16 protein-coding genes are annotated in these 20,373 nt (G+C 71.6%); 6 read left to right on the forward strand and 10 right to left on the reverse strand.

Annotation, left to right across the window (positions count from 1 at the left end; genetic code table 11):
* The 3 genes from NIE79_RS01135 to NIE79_RS01145 all read left to right on the forward strand — a co-directional run.
* The coding region (locus NIE79_RS01135; RefSeq protein ID WP_308193118.1) for a lanthionine synthetase LanC family protein at window positions 1-787 on the forward strand (787 nt) is incomplete at its 5' end.
* Window positions 780-1,277, forward strand: coding sequence for a hypothetical protein (locus NIE79_RS01140; RefSeq protein WP_238676719.1), 498 nt, complete (start codon window positions 780-782; stop codon window positions 1,275-1,277). The genes NIE79_RS01135 and NIE79_RS01140, both read left to right, overlap by 8 nt.
* On the forward strand, window positions 1,274-3,448 hold the full coding sequence (locus NIE79_RS01145; RefSeq protein WP_238676720.1) for a peptidase domain-containing ABC transporter: 2,175 nt from the start codon (window positions 1,274-1,276) through the stop codon (window positions 3,446-3,448). Before NIE79_RS01140 ends, NIE79_RS01145 begins: the two co-directional genes overlap by 4 nt.
* A gap of 7 nt (window positions 3,449-3,455) precedes the next feature.
* Here NIE79_RS01145 and NIE79_RS01150 read toward each other — a convergent pair whose 3' ends face one another.
* Entirely contained in the window at window positions 3,456-6,293 is a 2,838-nt protein-coding gene (locus NIE79_RS01150; protein WP_238676721.1) for an AfsR/SARP family transcriptional regulator, read from the reverse strand.
* Window positions 6,294-6,456: 163 nt separating this feature from the next.
* Window positions 6,457-7,065 (reverse strand): TetR/AcrR family transcriptional regulator, encoded by a 609-nt coding sequence (locus NIE79_RS01155; protein ID WP_238676722.1) that lies wholly within the window; start codon window positions 7,063-7,065, stop codon window positions 6,457-6,459.
* Window positions 7,066-7,180: 115 nt separating this feature from the next.
* On the opposite strand from NIE79_RS01155, the gene NIE79_RS01160 reads away from it, so the two are divergent.
* Window positions 7,181-8,191: an aldo/keto reductase gene (locus NIE79_RS01160; protein ID WP_238676723.1), complete on the forward strand. Its 1,011-nt coding sequence runs from the start codon at window positions 7,181-7,183 to the stop codon at window positions 8,189-8,191.
* 3 nt (window positions 8,192-8,194) lie between these two features.
* On the opposite strand, the gene NIE79_RS01165 is transcribed toward NIE79_RS01160, so the two are convergent.
* Together NIE79_RS01165 and NIE79_RS01170 are read right to left on the reverse strand one after the other, a co-directional pair.
* Window positions 8,195-9,022 (reverse strand): GNAT family N-acetyltransferase, encoded by an 828-nt coding sequence (locus NIE79_RS01165; RefSeq protein WP_238676724.1) that lies wholly within the window; start codon window positions 9,020-9,022, stop codon window positions 8,195-8,197.
* Between the two features lie 7 nt (window positions 9,023-9,029).
* A complete protein-coding gene (locus NIE79_RS01170; RefSeq protein WP_238676725.1) occupies window positions 9,030-10,601 on the reverse strand; it encodes a helix-turn-helix domain-containing protein in 1,572 nt (523 codons plus the stop codon).
* Between the two features lie 197 nt (window positions 10,602-10,798).
* On the opposite strand from NIE79_RS01170, the gene NIE79_RS01175 reads away from it, so the two are divergent.
* Both NIE79_RS01175 and NIE79_RS01180 read left to right on the forward strand, forming a co-directional pair.
* Complete coding sequence (locus NIE79_RS01175; protein ID WP_238676726.1) at window positions 10,799-11,059, forward strand: hypothetical protein; 261 nt, start codon at window positions 10,799-10,801, stop codon at window positions 11,057-11,059.
* A gap of 13 nt (window positions 11,060-11,072) precedes the next feature.
* Entirely contained in the window at window positions 11,073-12,206 is a 1,134-nt protein-coding gene (locus NIE79_RS01180; RefSeq protein WP_238676727.1) for a cupin domain-containing protein, read from the forward strand.
* A 48-nt stretch (window positions 12,207-12,254) separates the two neighbouring features.
* Here the strand turns inward: NIE79_RS01180 and NIE79_RS01185 are convergent, their stop codons facing one another.
* The 6 genes from NIE79_RS01185 to NIE79_RS01210 all read right to left on the reverse strand — a co-directional run bounded on the left by NIE79_RS01185 (window position 12,255) and on the right by NIE79_RS01210 (window position 20,316).
* Window positions 12,255-13,730: a PepSY-associated TM helix domain-containing protein gene (locus NIE79_RS01185; protein WP_238676728.1), complete on the reverse strand. Its 1,476-nt coding sequence runs from the start codon at window positions 13,728-13,730 to the stop codon at window positions 12,255-12,257.
* Between the two features lie 147 nt (window positions 13,731-13,877).
* Window positions 13,878-15,860 carry a bifunctional copper resistance protein CopD/cytochrome c oxidase assembly protein gene (locus NIE79_RS01190; protein WP_238676729.1) on the reverse strand — a complete coding sequence of 661 codons (1,983 nt, stop codon included), beginning with the start codon at window positions 15,858-15,860 and terminating at the stop codon, window positions 13,878-13,880.
* 52 nt (window positions 15,861-15,912) lie between these two features.
* A complete protein-coding gene (locus NIE79_RS01195; RefSeq protein ID WP_238676730.1) occupies window positions 15,913-16,491 on the reverse strand; it encodes a copper resistance CopC family protein in 579 nt (192 codons plus the stop codon).
* Window positions 16,488-17,702 carry a Dyp-type peroxidase gene (locus NIE79_RS01200; protein WP_372471394.1) on the reverse strand — a complete coding sequence of 405 codons (1,215 nt, stop codon included), beginning with the start codon at window positions 17,700-17,702 and terminating at the stop codon, window positions 16,488-16,490. The genes NIE79_RS01195 and NIE79_RS01200 overlap by 4 nt, the downstream gene beginning before the upstream one ends.
* A 23-nt stretch (window positions 17,703-17,725) precedes the next feature.
* A complete protein-coding gene (locus tag NIE79_RS01205) occupies window positions 17,726-18,328 on the reverse strand; it encodes a copper chaperone PCu(A)C (protein WP_238676732.1) in 603 nt (200 codons plus the stop codon).
* Window positions 18,329-18,393: 65 nt separating this feature from the next.
* Window positions 18,394-20,316, reverse strand: a complete 1,923-nt coding sequence (locus NIE79_RS01210; RefSeq protein ID WP_238676733.1) for a copper resistance CopC family protein — start codon at window positions 20,314-20,316, stop codon at window positions 18,394-18,396.
* Between the last annotated feature and the right edge of the window lie 57 nt (window positions 20,317-20,373).

Genomic DNA, 20,373 nt, shown 5'->3' on the forward strand with positions numbered 1-20,373 from the left:
CCTCCGGCGCATGGGGCGGAACGTCTACAGGCCGTCGGAGCCGGTCCGGGACGCTGCCCGCACGTTCGACCGGATACTGGCAGACAGGGCCGAGCCGGCCGGCGACGGGATCGGCTGGGCGGGCGCGGTCAACCCGAGCCGGCCGCTGGCGGGTTTCTCACACGGCGGCTCCGGCATCGCGGTCGCCCTGGCCCGGCTGGACCGGGCCCTCGGCAACCGCGACCACCTGCCCCTGGTCGAGGGGGCGATGCGCTACGAACGCTCGGCCTTCGACCCGGAGCACATGTGCTGGCTCGACCTGCGCGACACCACGCCGGAGCGGTACTCCATGGTCGCCTGGTGCCACGGCGGGCCCGGCATCGCGCTCGCCCGCGCCGACCTGGCCGGCTACGTCGACGACCACGAACTGCTCGACCGCGACCTTTCCGACGCCAGCACCGGCATGTTGCGGTTCGGCCTGACCGGCGAGGTCATCACGGGCACCGGCAACCACAGCATCTGCCACGGCGACCTCGGCAACGTCGAGGCCCTGCTGGCCGCCGCACGAGCGCGCGGCGACGAGGACGCCGCCCGGCAGGCCGAGCTGGTGGCCGCCAGCATCCTGGACTACATCGACCGGGACGGCTGGCTGTGCGGGGTTCCCCTCGGCGCGGAGACTCCCGGCCTGATGAGCGGCATCGCCGGCATCGGCTACAACCTGCTGCGCCTGGCCCTGCCCGACCGGGTCCCGTCGATCCTGCTGGTCGAGCCCCCGGTTTCGAGGGTGGGCGGTGACCCGCGTGGCTGAGCAACAGGTCTGGCCGTACCGCCCGCAGGCGTTGGCGACCTACCGCGGTGGCGTGCACGACGGCCCCGCACTCAGTCCGATCCGGTCCTCGGGACGGCCGCTGGTCGCGCTCGCCGTGTTGTTGCTGATCGGCCTGGGCTTCGCGGCGGTCATGCGGGTGCCGCGCACCGCCGACGGCGCCGCGATCGGTGCCGACGGGTCGAACCTGGTCTCCATGTTCCCCGGACGCCTCGACCCCGAGCCGGTGCCGGGCACGGAGGTCACACTGGTCCAGGAGGGTGGACGGGCGACCCTGCGGGTCGTGCGGGCCGAGGTCGTCGTCGACGACGCCGCGGCTCGGCGCTGGAACATCCCGGCGGAGGTGGCCCGGCCGGTCACCATCGTCCTGCTCTCCGGCGAGACGAAGCAGACCTTCGGCCGGCTCAGTCTCGTGGTCGCCAACCCCACACTGCTGGAGCTGGTGCCGGGCGTCGGGAGGGTCCTCCGATGACACTGAGCTGGCTGCGACAGCGCCGCCGGGTGCCGATCATGCTCCAGATGAGCGCTACCGAATGCGGCGCCGCGTGCCTGGCCATGGTCTTCACCTCCTACCGGCGGTGGACCTCCGTCGCCGAGTGCCGCGAGCAGTTGGGCATCGGCCGCGACGGCGCCACGGCGTTGCAGATGACCCAACTCGCCCGTCGGACGGGCATGCGGGCCCGGGGTGTCAGCGTCGACCTCGACGGACTGCCGCAGCTGCGGCTGCCCGCGATCGTGCACTGGAACTTCCGGCACTATCTGGTGCTGGAGCGGTGGGACCGACGCGGCGCCGTCGTCGTCGACCCGGGGATGGGCCGGCGGCGGATGAGCCGCGAGGAGTTCGGCGAGGGGTTCACCGGCATCGCCATCGAACTCAGCCCCGGCGAGGAGTTCGAGCGCCGCCCCAGCCCGGGTCGGCTGGCCTCGCTGCGGTTCGCCCGCAGCATGCTGACCTTCTCCCGTCCGCTGCTCGGCCTGGTCCTGGTCGTGTCGCTACTGCTCCAACTGGCGGTGCTGCTGCCGGCGCTGATCACCAAGTTCGCTGTCGACACGGTGATCGGGAAGGGGCAGGTCGAAGCCCTGACCGTTCTCGGCCTCGGCATGCTCCTGCTGTTGGCCACCCAGGGCGTTGGCACCTACGCCCGAGGTGTCGCTCTCAACGTGCTGCACGCCCGCATGGACGACACCATGATGCGACGCTTCTTCGACCACCTGCTCGCCCTGCCGTACTCGTACTTCCAACTGCGCAGCAGCGGCGACCTGCTGATGCGGATGTCCAGCAACACAGTCATCCGCGACCTGGTCACGAGCCAGACGATGTCGCTCGTCCTCGACGGACTGTTCGTCGTCGTCTACATCGGCATGCTCCTGGCGTTCACACCGCTCTACGCCTGGCTGGTGCTGGGCCTGGGTCTGCTGCAACTCGGCGCGATAGTGGCGACCTACCGGGCCATGCGGGAACGCACGCACCGCGACATCGCCGCGCAGGCCGAGGAGCAGAACTACGCTGTCGAGGTGCTGGCCGGCGCCGAGACGGTGAAGGCGATGGGCGCCGAGCAGCAGGTCCTCGGCCGCTGGTCCGGGCTGTTCCAGACCCGGCAGTTCGCCTCGCTGCACCGCCGCCAGTTGGAGACCGGGTTGGAGGCGACGCTCGGGGTGTTCCGGATGGGCTCGCCGTTGCTCCTGCTGTGGGTCGGCGCGCACCAGGTCGTCGCCGGCGCGATGTCGCTGGGCACCATGCTGGCCCTCAACGCCCTCGCCGCGGCCGTGCTCACTCCGCTGATGGGCCTGGTCAACACGGCCCGCCAGCTACAGACGGTCGGCACCCACCTGGAACGGATCCGGGACGTGATGGACGAGGCCGCCGAGCAGGACCGGTCCACGTCCCAGCCACCGGGCCGCATCTCGGGGCAGGTGACGCTGAGCGGGGTCGGCATGCGCTACAGCGCCAACGCCGCCTGGGCCGTACGGGGAGTCGACCTCTCCATTCCGGCCGGCGCCAAGGTGGCGCTGGTCGGACGGACCGGTTCGGGTAAGACGACGCTCGCCAAGACGATCATCGGGCTGTACGTGCCCAGTGAGGGCGAGGTCCGCTTCGACGGGCGTCTGCTCCAGGACCTCGACTTCCGTGAGCTGCGCCGCTGGTGTGGCATGGTCACCCAGGAACCCGCACTGTTCGCCGGATCCGTCCGCGACAACATCTCCCTCGGACACCCGTCGGCGACCTACGACGAGGTCGTCCTCGCCGCCGAACGCGCGCAGATCCACGACGAGATCATGGCGATGCCGATGGCGTACGAGACACGACTCACCGAGGGCGGCGGGGGGCTCTCCGGCGGCCAGCGGCAACGGCTGGCCCTCGCCCGCGCCCTCGTGCACAACCCGCCGCTGCTCCTGCTCGACGAGGCGACCAGCCACCTGGACGTGGTGACCGAGCGTCGGGTGGACGAGGTCCTCTCGGCGCTGTCGTGCACCAGGATCGTCATCGCGCACCGGTTGAGCACAGTGCTCAACGCGGACCTGATCGGTGTGATGGAGGAGGGTTCCCTGGTGGAGCAGGGCACGCACGACGAGCTGATCGCGCACGGGCGCTACTACGAGGCGCTGATCCGCGACCAGCTCCAGACGGCCCGCCCGCTGTAGCCGGCTCTCACTCAGGCGGGGTCACCGGGCCGGGGTGGCCGGGCGCGACGCGTGCCAGCAGCTGTCGCACCACGTCGGCGGCGGGGTCGCCCAGGTCGTCGTAGATCCGGATGGCTCGCTGCCACGCCTCGGCAGCGGCCGGAGGGTCCGCCATCGCCTCGCGCGCCTCACCGAGCCGGACGAGGGTCAGCCCTTCGTGATACCGGTTGGCCGATTCCTGGAAGCGTTGGACGGACTGCTCGTAACAGACAGCGGCCCTGGCCGGGTCACCGAGCCGGTGGTACGCGAAGCCCAGACTGTCCAACGTCGCGGCCTGCCCGACGCGATCGTCGATCGCCTCCTGTTGGGCCAGCGCCTCGGCGCAGTCGACGACGGCCTGGTGGTAGTCGCCGGTCAGGGCGTGCAGGTAACCCTTGACGTTCAGCGCGCGCGCCTCGGCGTACCGGTTGCCGATGAGCTGCGACACCCGCAGCGCCTCGGCGCTGTGCTTGAGCGCCTCGTCCAACCGGCCGTACTGGGTGCAGTGCTCGGTGTACTGGCGCAGGATCAGCGCCAGGCTGTCCAGGTCCTCAAGCTGCTCGTACAGTTCGAGCGCCCGCTGTACGTGGTGCTCGGCCGCGTGCTGGTCGCCGAGTCGCATGAGCGCCCGTGCGAGCATCCGGCTGGCCTGCGCCTGCGCCCGGACGTCGCCGATCCGCTGCGCCGCCGCGAGGGCCGCCTGCTGGGCCGCGAGCTGCTCCTGGAACATGCCCCGAGGCGCGAGGTACGCGGCCAGGGCCCAGGCGAGCTGGCAGGCGTACCGCTCGAAACCGGTCTCGGCGGCCTGACGCAGCACCCGCAGCAGGACGGGGTGCTCGGCGTGGAACCAGGCCGCCGCGACGACCCGATCGGGCATCGGCACGTGTACGTTCGCCGGCATCTGTGGTTCCAGCTCGATGGGCGCCCAGGTGGGCTGGAGCAACACCGCGCCGGGGTGCGCGCTGTGCAGGTAGTGGTCGTACATCCGGCGCGCGGCGGCCTGTCGCTCCTCGGCCAGGTCGGAGGCCTGGGCCAGTTCGGCAGCGTACGACCGGAGCAGGTCGTGCAGGGCGTAGCGCTCGGGTAGGTGCTCGGTCAGCAGGTGCAGCCGGGTCAGCTCCTTCAGCAGCGGGGTGACGGCGGCCCGGGGGCGGCCGAGCAGCGCGGCGGCGGCGTCTCCGGTCAGGTCGGGGCCCGGGTGCAGGCCCAGCAGGCGCAGCAGGCGGGCCGCCTCGGTGCTCAGCGCCCGGTACGACCAGGAGAAGATCCGGCGGACGTCCCCGTCGGCCAGCTGCTCCAACCGGGACTCGGACGGGCGTAGTTGGGCAGCGACGGCGTCGATCGGGAAGGTGGACCGGGCGGTCAGCCGGGCCGCCACGATGGACAGGGCGAGCGGGAGGCGACCTGTCGACTCGATCACCTCGTTGGTCGCCGCCGGTTCCGCGGCCACCCGGTCGTCGCCCAGCCGGCTGCGGAGCAGCCTCGTCGACTCGGCGGCCGTCAGCACCTCCAGCGTCAACGGTCGGGCGCCCTCGGCCACGGCGAGGCTGCTGAGCTGGTCGCGGCTGGTCACCAGGACCGCACACTGACCGACGCCGGGCAGTAGCGGGCGCACCTGGTCGGCGTCGCGCGAGTTGTCGAGGACGACGAGCATCCGACGTGAGGCCAGCAGGCTGCGGTACAGCCCGGCCCGAGCGTCGACGCTGCTGGGGATGCGACCGACCGGTACGCCGAGCGCCTCGAGGAAGTCGACAAGGGCGTCGGCGGGGGACACCGCGTCCGCGTCGTCGTAGCCTCGGAGGTTGACGTACAACTGGCCGTCGGGAAAGCGGTCGGCGGCCCGATGGGCCCAGTGCAGCGCGAGCGTCGTCTTGCCCACGCCGGCCATGCCGCTGATGGTGACGATGTCCACCGTGGCCGGTCGCTCGGGCCGGGCGCCCAGGGCCGCGTCGAGGAGGTCGAGTTCGGCGCTGCGGCCGACGAAGCCGGGCAGGGCCAGTGGCAGTTGCTGGGGGCGGCCCGGTGCCGCGCCGGGCGACGCGTCGTCCGCCGGCCCGGTCGTGGCGGCCTGCTGGCCGAGACGGTGGTGCAGGATGTCGTCGTGCAACCGGGTCAGCTCGGGGCCGGGGTCCATGCCGGTCTCCTCGGCCAGCTCCCGTCTGGCCTGCTGAAACGCTGCCAGCGCCCCGGCGATGTCGCCGATCTGGTAGAGGCCGGTCATGAGCTGGGCCCAGGCCCGTTGCCGCAGTGGGTGACGGTCGAGCAGCGCCCGCAGCCGGGGGATCACCTGGGCCGCCTCGCCGAGCGCGAGCCGCGCCGCGGCGTGGTCCTCCTCGGTCAGCAGCCGCCGCTCCGTGATCCGCGCGACCCGGCCGGTGAGGAGCCGGGGCAGCGGCAGCCCGGCGAAGGCCGGCCCCCGCCACATGCCGAGCGCGAGCGCCAGTTCCGGTTGCGCCGCCGCCGGGTCGCCGGCGGACAGCGCTGCCCGTCCGCGCGCCGCCGCCGCGTCGAACCGGTCCACGTCCCGCTCGTCCGGCTCGACGCGAAGCAGGTAGCCGCCCGGTGTGGTGAGGATCCGCCGGCGCTCGTCCGCGGCGCAGTCGAGCGCCTGGCGCAGCCCTCGCAGGTAGGTGCGCAGGTTCGCGGCGGCCGAGGCGGGGGGCTGGTCGCCCCACACCATCGTCATCAGCTCGCTGGCGGAGATCGCCTCACCGGGACGTAGCAGCAGGGCGGCCAGCACCAGCTGCTGTTTCGTCGATCCGAGGGCGACCGGTTGGCCGCCTCGGGACACCGTCAGCGGCCCGAGCAGGTCGAAGTGGAGAGGCATCCTCACCTCAGCGGGCGGTGCCGGCCGGGCGAGACTGACGATCGCATGAACATCGATCAATGACGTTAGCATCGATTGAACATGATCTTCATGTTGGTCGGGCGCTCGCCCGCAGGGCCTCGGTCGATCCGTGGCGTGACAGAGGGGCCCGACCGACGGTGGGTCAGCGCAGTCCGCGGATGAGGTTGTCGACGAGGGTGCGGGCGAAGTCCTCGGTGAGCGGCAGGTCGGCGATGAGAAGCCGGTGATAGCAGGCGCCCCAGAGTTGGTCGACGACGGATTCGCTGTCGATGTCGGGGCGTAGCTGGCCCCGGGCCATGGCCCGGGTGAGGGTTTCGACGGCGAGGGCCCGACGGGGGCCGGAGTAGCGCTCGCGGTAGGCGGCGGCCAGCTCCGGGTCGGTCTGCGCCTGCCCGATGAGTTGGCTGATGACCCGCCCGGCGGTGGTGTCCCGCACCAGGTGCACGAAGGCGACGAGCTGGTTGGTGAGGTCGGCGACGATGTCGGCGGTGTCGGCGAAGGCCAGGGTGGGCGCGACCACTGTGAAGTAGCCGTCCAGGGCGAGCGCGCCCTTGGAGGGCCACCACTTGTAGATGGTCATCCGGCTGGCTCCGGCGTGGGCGGCGACCTTCTCGATGGTGAACCCGGCCATGCCCTCGGCCAGCAGGAGTTCACCGGCGGCCGTGAGGATCTCCGCGCGTACCTGATCGGCGGGGCGCCGGCCGCGACCACGGCGCGCTGGCGTCTGGGCATCCGGCGTGAACTCGGCCACTGGTCCTCCCGGTTATATGGACACGCTGTCTACTTGCTGGTTATATGGACACAGCGTACACAGCGGTGTCCGGAAACACGACGCACCGCGACGACGACCGAAGGAGACGAGGGACATGGCGGGTCTACGACGGCGACGGTTGGGTGTTTCCGGGCCGGAGGTGTCGATCATCGGGCTCGGCGCGATGGGCATGTCCGACCTGTACGGGCCGGCTGACGAGGCGGAGAGCGTCGCGACACTGCACGCGGCGATCGACGCCGGCGTGAACCTGATCGACACGGCGGACTTCTACGGGTCGGGTCACAACGAGCTGCTGATCGGCCGGGTGCTGCGGGAGCGTCGCCGGGACGAGGTGGTGCTCAGCGTGAAGTTCGGCGCACGCCGGACACCGGACGGCGGCTTCCAGGCGGCACCGTACGACGTGTCGGCGGCGGCGGTGAAGGACCGGCTGGCGTACTCGCTGCGGCGGTTGGGCACCGACCACATCGACATCTACCGGCCGTCGCGACTGAACCCGCAGGTGCCGATCGAGGAGACAGTGGGCGCGCTGCTCGAGATGCAGCAGGCCGGCTACATCCGGCACATCGGGCTCTCCGAGGTGGGCGCGGACAGCATCCGCCGGGCCGCGGCCGTGGCGCCGATCAGCGACGTCCAGATCGAGTACTCGCTGCTCTCCCGGGGCCCGGAGGCCACCATCCTGCCGGCGCTGCGGGAGCTGGGCATCGGGTTGACCGCCTACGGGGTGCTCTCCCGAGGTCTGCTCAGCGGCCACTGGTCGGCGGACCGTGCGCTGACCGGCACGGACTTCCGGGCGAACAGCCCCCGCTTCCAGGGCGAGCACCTGGCCGCCAACCTGCGCCTGGTGGAAGCGCTCGGCCGGGTGGCGCAGCGGCTGGAAGCCACCACCAGCCAGGTGGCGATCGCCTGGGTGGCGGCGCAGGGCGAACAAATCGTGCCGTTGGTCGGTGCGCGGCGGCGCGACCGGCTGACCGAGTCGCTGGGCGCTGTCGACCTGGTGCTCGACCAGGACGCGTTGGACGAGATCGAGCGTGCCGTGCCGGCCGGCGCCGCCTCCGGCCAGCGGTACGCGACAGCGATGATGGCGCTGCTCGACAGCGAGAAGTGACCCTTAGGCAGTTGCTCGCCAGACCCAGTTGCGGCGTTCGTAGAGCGGCACCAGCCCGGCCCGGCGCAGGTTGTTCAGCGAGGGGTTCTGCTGACCGGGCGCGGGCTTGCCGGTCTCGGCGAACAGCCACCGGCATCCCGCTTCGGCGGCGGCTCGGGCGCGGGCGGCGATCAGCGCCGACTGCGCCCCGCGGCCGCGGTGACCGGAAGCCGTCGCGGCGGCGTTGAGCGACGCGGCCTCGCCGTGCAGGAACAGGTTGCCGCCCGCCACCAGTTCACCGTCGTCCCAGGCCGCGTACGGTCGCCACGCCGGCTGGCCGACCGTCGCGGCCAGCATGTCGGTGAGCCCACCGCTCGGCATGCCGAACCCGGCGAGCAACACGTCGGCCCAGCGCCGCGCCTCGGCGGCCGGCACCGGTGCGACGCGCAGACGGGTCTGCGCGCCGGTGACGTCCTCGGGTCGGGCGGCGAGCTTGATCCAGGTGCTTCCCGGCTCAAGCCCCCGCGCGGCGGCGACCTCGTCGAAGCCCGCGGGCAGCACCGACGGGACAAGCTGGAGCACTGCCTGGTCGACGCCCTGCTCCCGGTAGAAGTCGAGGACGCGATCCAGGACCTGCACGGTGAACGGCTCGGTGGTGCCGAAGCCGAGGGCCTTGCTCCAGTAGCCGCCGGAGGGATCGTTGCGCATGGCGAGGGCGACACCGCCGCCGACGCGGGTGGTCGCGATCCCGAGATCGGTGTACGTGGGCCCGGGTGCCTGCGACTCGTAGGAGTGCATGAATTCGCACTCCACGGCCTCGGCGAGCGGGGTCAGGTCGGCTGGCGTGGTCATCGGCTGATTATCGTCCGGTGCGTTCCCAGACCCGCACCAACTGCATCCGATTGTGAATGCCCAGCTTGTGGTATATGGAGCGGAGTTGGGTGTCCACGGTGTGGAAAGAGACGAAGAGGCTCCTCGCCGCCTCCTTCTTCGTGGCGCCGGAGGCGAGCATCTCTGCCACCCGCTCCTCGGCGGGGGTGAGCGCGTCGATGCCCCGGCTTGGCGGCTCGTCGATCGACGGCCGGCGCTGTGGGCGGGCGGTGAGGTCGGCGTAGCGCCGGTCCGCGATCGCCTGGTCGCCGGGAGCGCCGATCCGGGCGTAGAGGGCAGCCGCCTCGTGCGCGGCATCGCGCGCCTCCCCGGTTCGCGCCCGGGGGTTGTTCGCGAGGTCGAGCAACGCGTCGGCCAGCGCCGGCCGGGCCGCGGTGGTGCGCAGCTGGTCCACCGCCGACCGGAGGGCGTCCGGGTCGCCGTCGCGCAACCCTCGGCTCTGGTCGGCCAGCGCGTGCCACAGCGGCACCGGAGTACGGGTGGAGACCAGCTCGACCAGTTCGGTGACCCGTTGGGCAGCCCGGGTGTCGTCGGCCGCCACCGCCGCGCGTACCAGTCGGGGGCCGAAGTGCGGCACGGGCAGGAGCGACCGGACCGACCGGTGCAGGTCGGCGACGACAGTGGTGAGCAGGCCGACCGGCTCGCTGAGGGCGCTGTCGCGCACCGCCACACAGAACGCGAACGTCCACATCGTACGGTCGGGCCATCGGTCCTCGGCGAGGCAGGCGCGGAGGATGGCCCGGGCGTCGTCGTGTTCGCCACGGCGGTAGCGGACCTCGCCGATCACCGCGACAAGCAGGGCACGAACCTCCCTACTGAGGTCCGCCGAGCCGGAGCTGAGCGTCGTGACGGCCAGAGCGGCCGCCTCGGGCAGCTCTCCCACCGCCACCATGCGCAGGCAGTCCAGCGCGGTCAGCCCGGTGAGTGAGACGTCGGGCGCCTGGCGGGTCGCGGCCTGCGCGTCCTGGTGCCGGCCCAGGCCGAGCTGCACGAGGATCCGTTCCGCCCGGATGGACGGGGCGTCGGCGCGTGCCGCCCAGGAGTCCGGCTCCAGGGCTGCCAGCACGGCTTGGGCGCCCGGCAGATCACCGTGCGCGAGCGAGCGGGCGGCCCGGCCGAGGGCGAGGTGGCGAGCTGACGCCGGGTCACCCGACGCGGCGTGCGCGGTGCCCGCCTCGCGCAGCAGGGCATCGGTGTCCGGATGTCCCGTGCGGGCCGCGATCGTGGCCACCAGGGCGAGCAGGGTGCTGCGGCTGCCGGCGTCCAGTCGGAGGTTCAGCGCCTCGCGGAGACCGGCGAGGGCGATCGTCGGCTGCTCCAGTGCCACGACCTGGGCCAGGCGACCGAGCAGGAGCGCGCGGTGGCGTTCGCCGCTGCGACTCGTGGCGATCTCCGCCGCGAGGACGTGCAGCGCCTCCATCCCGCGTCCGGCGAGTCGGAGCTGATCCGCGGTGGCGAACAGCCGGTGCCGTCGTAGCTCGGCGTCGGCGGCGATGTCGTCGGCCGGAAGCGTTCCGGCGTTGAGAGGTGATTCGGACAATGGCGGTCTCCCCGGTTGTTACCAGGCGCGTCGAAAGGCCGTCCTGCGACCGAGCCTAGCCATGCCGGCGGGTACTGGCGACCAGATCGACGAACCGACGGGATTGCGCCGAATGGCCCCGCCGTCCGGGATTTGACCTGCGGTTATGGCGCGATCACGTGATGCGACGGGCGGTGTTCGGCGCCGATCATCGAATCATGGCTCAGCTCACCGAACTTCCCGGTCTGCATCGGCTCCGGGTCGTACTGCTGATGTTCGTCCTCTATGCCGGCACCGGGGCGGGTGGTCACGCTCCGGCGTGGACCCGCCTCGTGCTGATGGCGATCGCGGCGGCGGTTCCGGTCGCGATCGCGGTCCAGTACGGCCGGCCCGGACTGCGTGCCCTGCTGGGGATCTCGTCCCGGCTACGGCTGCGGGGCGGATCCGTTCCTGCGCCCCACCCGATCCAACCCGAGTGAGGAGACAGCGATCATGGCGAACAGCGATCCTCAGCCGCGACGCGGCGACCAGGGCGCCCCGCCCTTCGCGGGCCGCAACGTCGAACTCGAGCGGCAGAACCCGGACCTCCTGGTTCCACCGACGACCGACAGCCGGCTGGTGCCCAACCTCAAGTTCTCTTTCTCACAGGCGCACACCCGGGTGGAGAAGGGCGGCTGGACCCGGGAGGTCACCAACCGCGACCTCCCGATCGCCAGTCAGTTGTCCGGCGTCCAGTTCGGTCTCGAGCCGGGCGCGTACCGGGAGATCCACTGGCACCAGCAGTCCGAGTGGGCGTACATGCTCAGCGGCAGCTGCCGGATCAGCGCCGTCGACCACGAGGGCCGCAACTTCATCGAGGACGTCAACGCGGGCGACCTGTGGTTCTTTCCGCAGGGCGTGCCGCACAACATCCAGGCGTTGGAAAACGGCGCGCAGTTCCTGCTGGTCTTCGACGACGGCGCGTTCTCGGAGAACAACACCTTCCTGCTCAGCGACTTCTTCGCCCACACCCCCCGACACGTCCTGGCCAAGAACTTCGGCTGGACGACGGAACAGATGGAGAACCTGCCCGAGCGGGAGAAGTACATCTTCCAGGGCGACGTCCCACCGCCCCTGCAACAGGACCGGGTGGTCAGCCCGACCGGCGACATCCCACGAAGCTTCAAGCACCGGATGCTCGCGCAGACCCCGCAGCGTTTCCGCGGCGGAACGGTCCGGATCACCGACTCGACCAACTTCGCCGCCTCCGTGACCACCGCCGCCGCCCTGGTGGAGGTCGAGCCGGGAGGGATGCGCGAGTTGCACTGGCATCCCACCACCGACGAGTGGCAGTACTACATTTCCGGCACCGGGCGGATGGGCGTCTTCGCCTCCCAGGCCGCGGCCCGGACGTTCGACTTCCAGGCCGGTGACGTGGGCTACGTCCCCTTCGCGTACGGCCATTACATCGAGAACACCGGCGACGAGCCACTGGTGTTCCTGGAGATGTTCCGCCATCCCCGGTTCGAGGACATCTCGGTGATGCAGTGGATGGCCAACACGCCCCACGAGGTCATCGCCGACACGATCAACGTGCAGAAGTCGATAGTCGACGGCCTGCCCAACACCAAACAGGTGGTGATCTGAGCGAGGCGTCCAGCCGTCCGTCGGAGGACGGACGGCCGGACCGGTGGATCAGCTCCCCGCCGGTGCCGGGGAGGTGGGAGTCGCGGCGGGTCGTCGACGTCGAGACACCGCACCCACCACCACGTCGATGACGAGGAAGGCGAGCACTGTGAGCCCGAACAGGGGCAGTGCCCAGCCGATGGCCACGGTCACCGGTACGCCGATCAGCAGCGCCCACAGTGGCAGGCCGCGTACGCCGCCGCGCGCCGGTGGGGTGCCGGCGATCGTCCGGCGGTCGGCGCGGGTGGGTCGGCGTTGCCACCACATGCGGTAGCCCCAGAAGATGACGCAGAGCAGGCCGAGGGCGAGCGCGGCGAGCAGGATCTGGTTGACCAGGCCGAAGAGGATGCCCATGTGGGCCTGGATGCCGAGGCCGCTCAGTTTGGCCAGTAGGGGCCAGTCGGCGAAGTCGCTGCGGGCGGTGACAGTGTCCGAGGCCGGGTCGACGGCGACGCGGTCCTTCTTGACCGGCCAGGTGTTGTCGACCTGCGTGACGGTCCAGGCGGAGCCCGGCTCCGGCGCGGGACTGATCTCGACCGGGCCGGAGAGGCCCGCGCCGCGAGCGACAGCCAGGACCCGGTCGAAGGCCGCCGACTCGACGACCCCGCCCGCCCCGGCGGCACCGTGCTCGTGGCCCCCGCCGGTCTCGGCGGGGGCGGGGGGACCGGCGGTGAGGCTGGTGGAGATCTCCGGAGTGCGGGCGCTCAGCGCGTCGAGGCCGGCGGCGAAGTTCGCGCCCGCGTAGCGGGACCAGGTCAGGCCGGTGACCGAGAGGAAGAGGAGTCCGACGGTGAGCCAGATGCCGGTGGTGGCGTGCCATCCCCGGGTACGGCGGACACCCTTAGCGGTGGACAGGTCCGGCACGAGCAGGTGTCGGACGGCGGCCTTGGCGGCGCCGCGTCGACGCCACCAGAGAATGACCCCGCCGAGCGCCATCACCCACAGCCAGCTCGCTGCCAACTCGGAGTAGTGCTCGCCCACAGTGCCCAGGTGCAGGTGGCGGTGCAGGTCGTCCAGCCAGGTAGTGGCCGGCGTGGACCCGAACCAGGTGGTGAGCTGCCCCTGGGACTCGCCGGTGTACGGGTTGATGTAGACGGTGTGCTGGTTCTCGCCGAGCTCGGGCAGTGAGAACACCACCTTCGTGGTCCGGTCGGCGTCGCCGGGTTGCACTGTGGTGATGCTGCCGTCGGGGTGCGCGTTGCGCGCGGCCCCGATCTGCTCGGCCAGCGGGAGCTGAGCGTCACCCACCTGGGCGACGGTCAGCTGGTCGCCGTAGAGGATGGTGTCGAGTTGCGGGGTCGTGGTGTAGGCCAGGCCGGTCAGTGCGGCGACCACCAGGAACGGGGCGACGAGGATGCCGGCGTAGAAGTGCAGCCGCAGCAGCAGCGCACCGAACGGCGACGTGCGCCGGGCCGGTCGGGTCGGTTTCTCGGCGGTCGTAAAGGGTTCCGGCGTCGACGTGCCGGACAGTTCGGTGAGAGACATGGTGATCCGATCGGAGAAGTCGGGAAGCACGAACGTGTTTCCCGTACTGGTCTGGTCGCCCGTTGAGGTGTCGCGTCGGCCCTGACTGGTAGTCGGGGGAGAGACGCCGGTGGTTCCCCGGGCAGTGGAAGATCGGATCCCGTTGTCTCAGGGCTGGTCGGCGCGAATCCACTGGCGAATCAGGACGATCATGACGACGACGGCGGGCAGCTCGCCGAACGCCCAGGCGATGCCGGCGCCGAGCTTCTGGTCGGACAGCAGCGACGACGCCCAGGTGGGGTGCACGGCGAGGTACCAGTCGGGGGCGATGACCGTGGTCGTCTGCATGAGGACCAGGCCGAAGAAGCCGTGCGCCATCATCGACGCCAGGTGGATGATCACCAGCAGGGGATGGCGGAGGCGTCGGCGGCCCGGGTCGACACCGATGAGCACCCAGAACAGCAGGTAACCCGCGACCACGAAGTGGGTGAGCATCGCGAGGTGACCCAGGTGGTAGCGCATCGACACGCCGAGCAGGTCGCTGAAGTACAGGCCGAACAGGCTGGCGGTGTAGATGCCCAGCGCGACGAGCGGATGGGTGAGCAGTTTCGTGAGCCGGCTGTGCACAGCGATCAGCAGCCACTCCCGGGCACCGCGTACCCCCGGGTCGGCCGGTCGACGCAGGGTGCGCAGGGCGAGGGTGACCGGTGCGCCGCCGACCAGCAGGATCGGCACCAGCATCGACAACACCATGTGCTGGGCCATGTGCGCGCTGAACAGCACGTACGCGTAGCGGGCGACACCGAGGTTGGTGGACGCGGCGAGCAGCAGCAGCCCGCCCACCCAACTTGCCGTCCGGGCGACCGGCCAGCGATGTCCGCCGAGGCGCATCCGTCGCACGCCGGCCAGATAACCACCGATGCCGACAACGCAGAGGGTCAGGAAGAACATGTCCGGCAGCGGCTGTCCGAGCAGGTTGCCCGCAGTGGGTGCGGTGGGCATCGGGAAGCCGAGCAGCTCGGTGATCGGGTCGGCGTCGGTGCCGGCTTCGGCCACCGGGGTGGGGCTGCGGGAGAGCGCCACCGCCAACCCCACCGTGGCGGCGAACACGATCAGTTCACCGGCGGCCAGTCGGCCGAACGCCCATCGTCTTCCGGCGCGCAACGCCGGCAGGGTGCGGGAGCGGTGTATCGCCCCGAGCGTGCCGAGGACCAGCAGTGCGGCGAGCTTGCCGAGCACCAACCAGCCGTAGCGGGACTGCCAGAGCTGGTCGACCGACCCGAGACGGACGGCGGCGTTGGCCGCCCCACTGACCGACACGGCGACGAAGCAGCCCAGGGCGAGGCGACTGTACCGAGCGGCGGCGTCGGCCAGCAGCCGACTGCGTCGTACCACCAGTAGGGCGATGAGGGCGCCGATCCACACCGCGGCGGCGAGGATGTGCAGGGCCAGGCTGGTCACGGCGATCTGGTGGTTACCGGCCCCGGCGGAGTGCCCGGTGAAGGCCGGGGGAAGCACCGCCACCAGGGCCAGGACCGCGACGGTCGCGGCGAGCCCACGGGACACTCCGAACCGGGCCAGCACTGCCACGGTCAGGGCCAGTGCGGCCTGCACCATGAGCGACTGGCCCTGCGAGATGGTGGTGGCGAAGCTGACGACCGTCGCGGGCCCGAGCGTCGTCAGTGGTTGTCCGAGGAGATCCGAGGCGGTCAGCGCCATCAGGGACAGCGCCGTCACCGACCAACCGAGCGCGGCGACACCCGCCCGCCGCAGGAGCAGGTAGCCGTGCGGCGAGACGCTGCGTCCGTCCCCGGGCAGCAGGAACGCGGCGGTCACCAGCATGCCGACGGTGACGGTGGCGAGACCGTCGGACAGGAGCCGGAACACGGGTAGTGCCCAAGTCGTGCCCGGCCCCGCGTCGGGGAGGCCCGGGATCGTGGCCGTGAACGCGCCCCCGACCCGGAGGCCGAGCACCAACACTGTGACCGCCGACGCGACGACGGCGACGGCGACCAACCAGCCGGATCCCGGAGAACCCCTGCCCTGGGCGGCGGACGGGGCTGGACCGGTCGGGGCTACCGAGGCGGTGGCGACGGTGCGGGCACCGCTCGGGTCGTCGATGGTGGACTGCAGTGGTTCTGCGTCGGACACGTGTTGACCTTGCTTGGTGAGGTGATGAGGCGAGCCGACCGCGCGGGTCGGATCAGCGCCGGGCCGCCCGCCGCCACAGCAGCCCGGCCGCCACCAGGACGACGAGGGCCAGCGCGGCACCCGCGACGAGGACACCGGCGCTCGGCCCGCCGCCGGACTCCACTGCCGCGGCGGCTGGCGTTGACGCGCTGACGTTGGCGACCGGTGCGGCGCTGGACGTGGGATCGGCCACAGTGAACGGATAGGACCCCTGCACCGGGTGCCCGTCGACGGAGACGACCCGGTAGGCCACCGTGTACGTCCCGTTCGGCAGGGTGTCGGTCACCTGGACCGTGCTCTTCGCTCCGGTGACCACCGGGTCGCTGGTGGGAAGCTTCCGCTTGGCGGCATCGGTGAGCACGATAGTGGTGAACGCCGGGTCGAGTCGCTGCATGAATTCGAGCGCGACCTCGGCCGGTGCGCTCGACAGCGTTGCGTCCCGAGCGGGTGTGGCCGTCTTGAGCGAGTTGTGCGCCCACGCCGGGCTGGCCGGGATGAGCACCGCCACGAGGACGGCGAGCACCGCCGCGCCGAGCCGGACGGCAGTGGGCCGGGACGACGGTACGGTCAAGACGACACTCCGGTTGGTCATCCGAGCACCTGCTCGCCGATCCAACCGCCCGGTGGACATCCGGGCGGGATGGCGAAGACGGCGGACCCGATCGGCGTGGTCCACTCATTGAGCAGGTCCCGGTCGGCCAGCCGGCGCTGGATGGGCAGGTACTGCCGGGCGATGTCGGCCTGGTAGGACGTGAAGATCAAGCCGGTGTCGGCGTGCCCTTCCGCTGTCGGCACCCCGTCGTAGTTGTAGGGCCGGCGCAGGATCTTCAGCCGGTCGTCGGTGACGTGGGCGCGGGTCATGTGCGAGAAGTCGGGGATGACTGTGAGGCCGTCCGGGTCGGTGGCGGCGAAGTCGGGTTCGTCGTGTTCGGCGGTGCCGGTGAGCGGGGCGCCGGTGTCGAGTCGTCGCCCGACGGCGAGTTCGCGGTCGGTCCGGCCGAGCAGGTCCCAGGTTTCCATGTTCATGCTGATCCGCCGGAGCACCAGTGTGGTGCTGTCGCGCAGCCACGCCGGGCCGTCCGGGACCCAGAGCGCGGTGTCCATGGGCGCGCCGGGGCGGGGGTTGGCGGTGCCGTCGAGTTGGCCGAACAGGTTGCGCTGGGTGTGGCCGCCCGGCTCGACGCCGGGGCTGCGCCGGAAGCCCTGCTGGACCCACCGCACCGTGGCGAACGGTCGGCTGTCCTTGATCAGGACCCGCTGGGCGTGGGCGACGGAGATCGCGTCGTCCGCGCAGATCTGGAGCAGCAGGTCACCGCCGGACCAGGCCGGCTGGAGCCGGTCGATGCGGAACGACGGCAGGTCGCCGACCGATGCCGGCCTGCGGTCGTCGACGCCGGCCGCCCGGTAGAGGCCGGGCCCGAAGCCGAAGGTCACTGTCAACCGTGCCGGCAGCAGCCCGAGTTCGGCCTCGGTGTCGGCCAGCGCGGGTCGGCCCTGGGTGAGCCGGGCGGCGTCGTCGGTGAGCAACCGCAACATCCGGCCCAGCGCGGCCCGGTCGACGCCGGCCCGCAGTGTGAGGGCCACGAACGACGCGTGCGCCTGCGGGTCGGTGGCCACCCCGGCCTGCCGCGCGCCGTGGAACGGCTCGACCAGCCCGCCGACGGTCGCCACGGGCGTCGTGTCGGCAGCGTTCGCCGACGGCGGCCCGGTCCTCCCCGCGCGGGTGGCGGCGATCGCGGCACCGCCGGCCAGTGCTCCGCCGGCGGCCAGGGCTCCGCCGGTGAGCAGGCCACGCCTGCTCACCGGCCGAACATGTGGTGTCTGCGTCACGATGCCGGGCTCATGCTCATCCCCGGCGTGGGGCTCGTGCCGGTCATCGGCTCGCCGTGCCCGGGGGCGTAGCTCTCCTGCGCGCCGGTGAACGGCTTGGCCACCGCGCGGAACTCCTGGGTCTTGCCGTCGGCGAAGGTCAGGGTGACTGTCAACTCGTCGCCGGCCTGGACGGGCTTGGTGAGGTTCATCAGCATGAGGTGGTCGCCACCGGGCTCCAAGGCGTGGGTGCTCTTGGCCTTGATCACGATGCCGCCCTGCTTCTGCCGCATGACCATCTTGCCGTCCTTCATGGCCATCTCGTGCAGCTCCATCGGCGACAGGGAGGTCATGGCACTCGTCACCGTGACATCGGTGTCGCCGTCGTTGACCAGGGTCCCGAAGGCCGCCGTCATGCCCTTGTCCGCCGCCTTCACCCACGGGTCACGAATGCCGAGCACGCCGGCGTCCGGGTTGGCCGAGGCCGACGCGGACGGGCCCGCCTGCGCTGTCGACGGAGAGTCGGACGAGCCGCAACCGGCGACGCCCACCGTCAGGATCGCGGCGGCGAGGATGGCGGCCGACCGGCGGCGTGAAGCGTTCGGGCTGGTGGTGCGCATGTGTTCTTCCTCCGATGGTTGCTGCTGGGAGGTTGGTCGGCCGCAGCTGGGAGAAAGTTCCGGACTCAGGGCACGTTGATCGTGAACTCCCCGGTGTGTACCTTGCCGGCGACCTGGAAGTCGAAGAAGGCTCGGTACCGGCCTGAACTCGGCGCAGTCAGCCAGAACTTCACAGTCCCGTCGACCAGTTCCTGCTCGGGGTGGACGTGCACGTAGCCGAGGTCGCCCTCACGAACGACGACCAGGTGCCCGTACGCGCCCAGGTACCGCTCCAGCTGCACCGGTACGGTCGGGTCGGCGCTGACCTGGAAGTGGATCGGCGCCGTCACCCCCACCGTCGGGGTGCCGGTCATCGACACCGCGTACGGACCAGCCGTCGCCTGCGCCGCCGCTGGCGGCAGCGCGGTCGGGCTGTGCGCGCCGGGCACGATGTGGTCGACGCCCAGCACGAGAGGCTGCTGCTTGCCGTCGGCCGCGGTGACGGAGAAGTCGGCGAAGACGCGGTAGCCACCGGGTCTGGCCAGCGTCAGGGGGACGCTCCAGGTGCCGTCGGGTGCCATCGTCGGGTGCAGGTGCTGGTAGCCGGCCAGGTCGCGACCGACCACGATCAGGTGCAACGGCTTGTCGTGGACGACCGCGAAGCTCGTTGCCGGCTGCCGGTCGGTCCCGACGATGCGGAACCGGTAGTCGGCGCGTACACCAGAGGGTTGGGACCGCTCCAGCGGTTGCAGGGTGTACCCACCGGCGCTGACCGTCGTCCCGGTCGCCAGCGTCGCGCCCGACGCGTCGTCACCCCGATGCGTGTGCGGCCCCGTACCGGCCGGGTGTTGGTGCCCGTCGGTCGCGGAGCCCACCTGGCCCGAGTCGGGCGGTCCACCGGCCGACGGTCGTGCATTGCCGGTCGCCGGACTCTCGTCGGCGGTGCCGATACGGGCCAACCCGAACCCGGCCAGCAGAGCCACCACCAGCCCGCCGACGAGCAGCGCCAGGTGCGTGTTGCTCAACCGGGACCCCGGCGTCGCGGCGGCGAGGTCCGTGTCGGGCCGTGGGCCGGGGTCGACAGTCAGCTCGCCGTCCGTGCTGGCGAGGGGCCCGGTCACCTTGCCAGCGCCGGCCTTGCCGCCGACGGTCCTGTCCCCGGCAGCCTTGCCGCTGACGGTCTTGCCAGTGCCGGCCCTGTTCGGGGTACGGGCGCCGCCGCCGCGTCGACCGGAGGTCGCCGCCGAGGTACGGCCCCGGCCGGTGGGTGTGCCGGCGGATCGGCGACGCCAGACGAAGAACCCGACCACCGCCCCGACCGCCGCGACCGCCGCCGCCCAGCCGGCCCAGGCCAGTGCCCCGGGACCGCTCTCCTCGGTCGACCCGGTCGACGGTGCCGCCGCGGCCGGCGGGGTCGACGGATCGTCCGGTGTGGTCGGCACCGCCGTGGCTTGCCCGGAGTTGTGCTGCTCGGTGGCGGCCACCAGCGCCGGGTCCGGTTGGGTCGACGGCGGGCTCCACCCCTTCGGCGCTGCGGTCACCCGCCCGTCGTAGCGGAAGGTCTGGGTGCCCCGCACTGTGTCGCCGTCCGAGGCGACCGACAGGTAGCTCACCGAGTACTGGCCCTTGGCGGGCAGGTGGGCGACGGACACCACAGCGGGGAACCCCGTCGTGTACTCCCGTGGCTCGAACTGCCCATTGACCAGGAAGTACTCGCGCACCGGCTTGTCCAGCGGCTTCGGCTCCCCGTACGACCAGCCGTTGTCGACCCGGATGCCGCCCGGGGCGGTGATCGTGAAGAACGCGTTGGCGGCGGCCTTCTCGGTGAAGAACAGCCGCACCTCGGTCAACGGCTCGCGCACCGTGGCGCCGCTCGCCGGTGTGGACATGGCGAGGGTCCCGTGCGCTGCGGCGGGTTGGGCGGACGCGAGGAGGGCGACCGCCGAGGCGAGGAGGAACGCGAGGAGGCCCGAGACCACCCGCCCGCAAGTCTGGGGGAGACGACGCATCTGGATATCCTCACCCTCGCGAGACTTTTTTCAAGAGGTGAGGATCTTCTTCCTCAG

Origin of the sequence: Micromonospora trifolii, from assembly GCF_022229005.1 — a bacterium.
Lineage (GTDB): Bacteria > Actinomycetota > Actinomycetes > Mycobacteriales > Micromonosporaceae > Micromonospora > Micromonospora trifolii.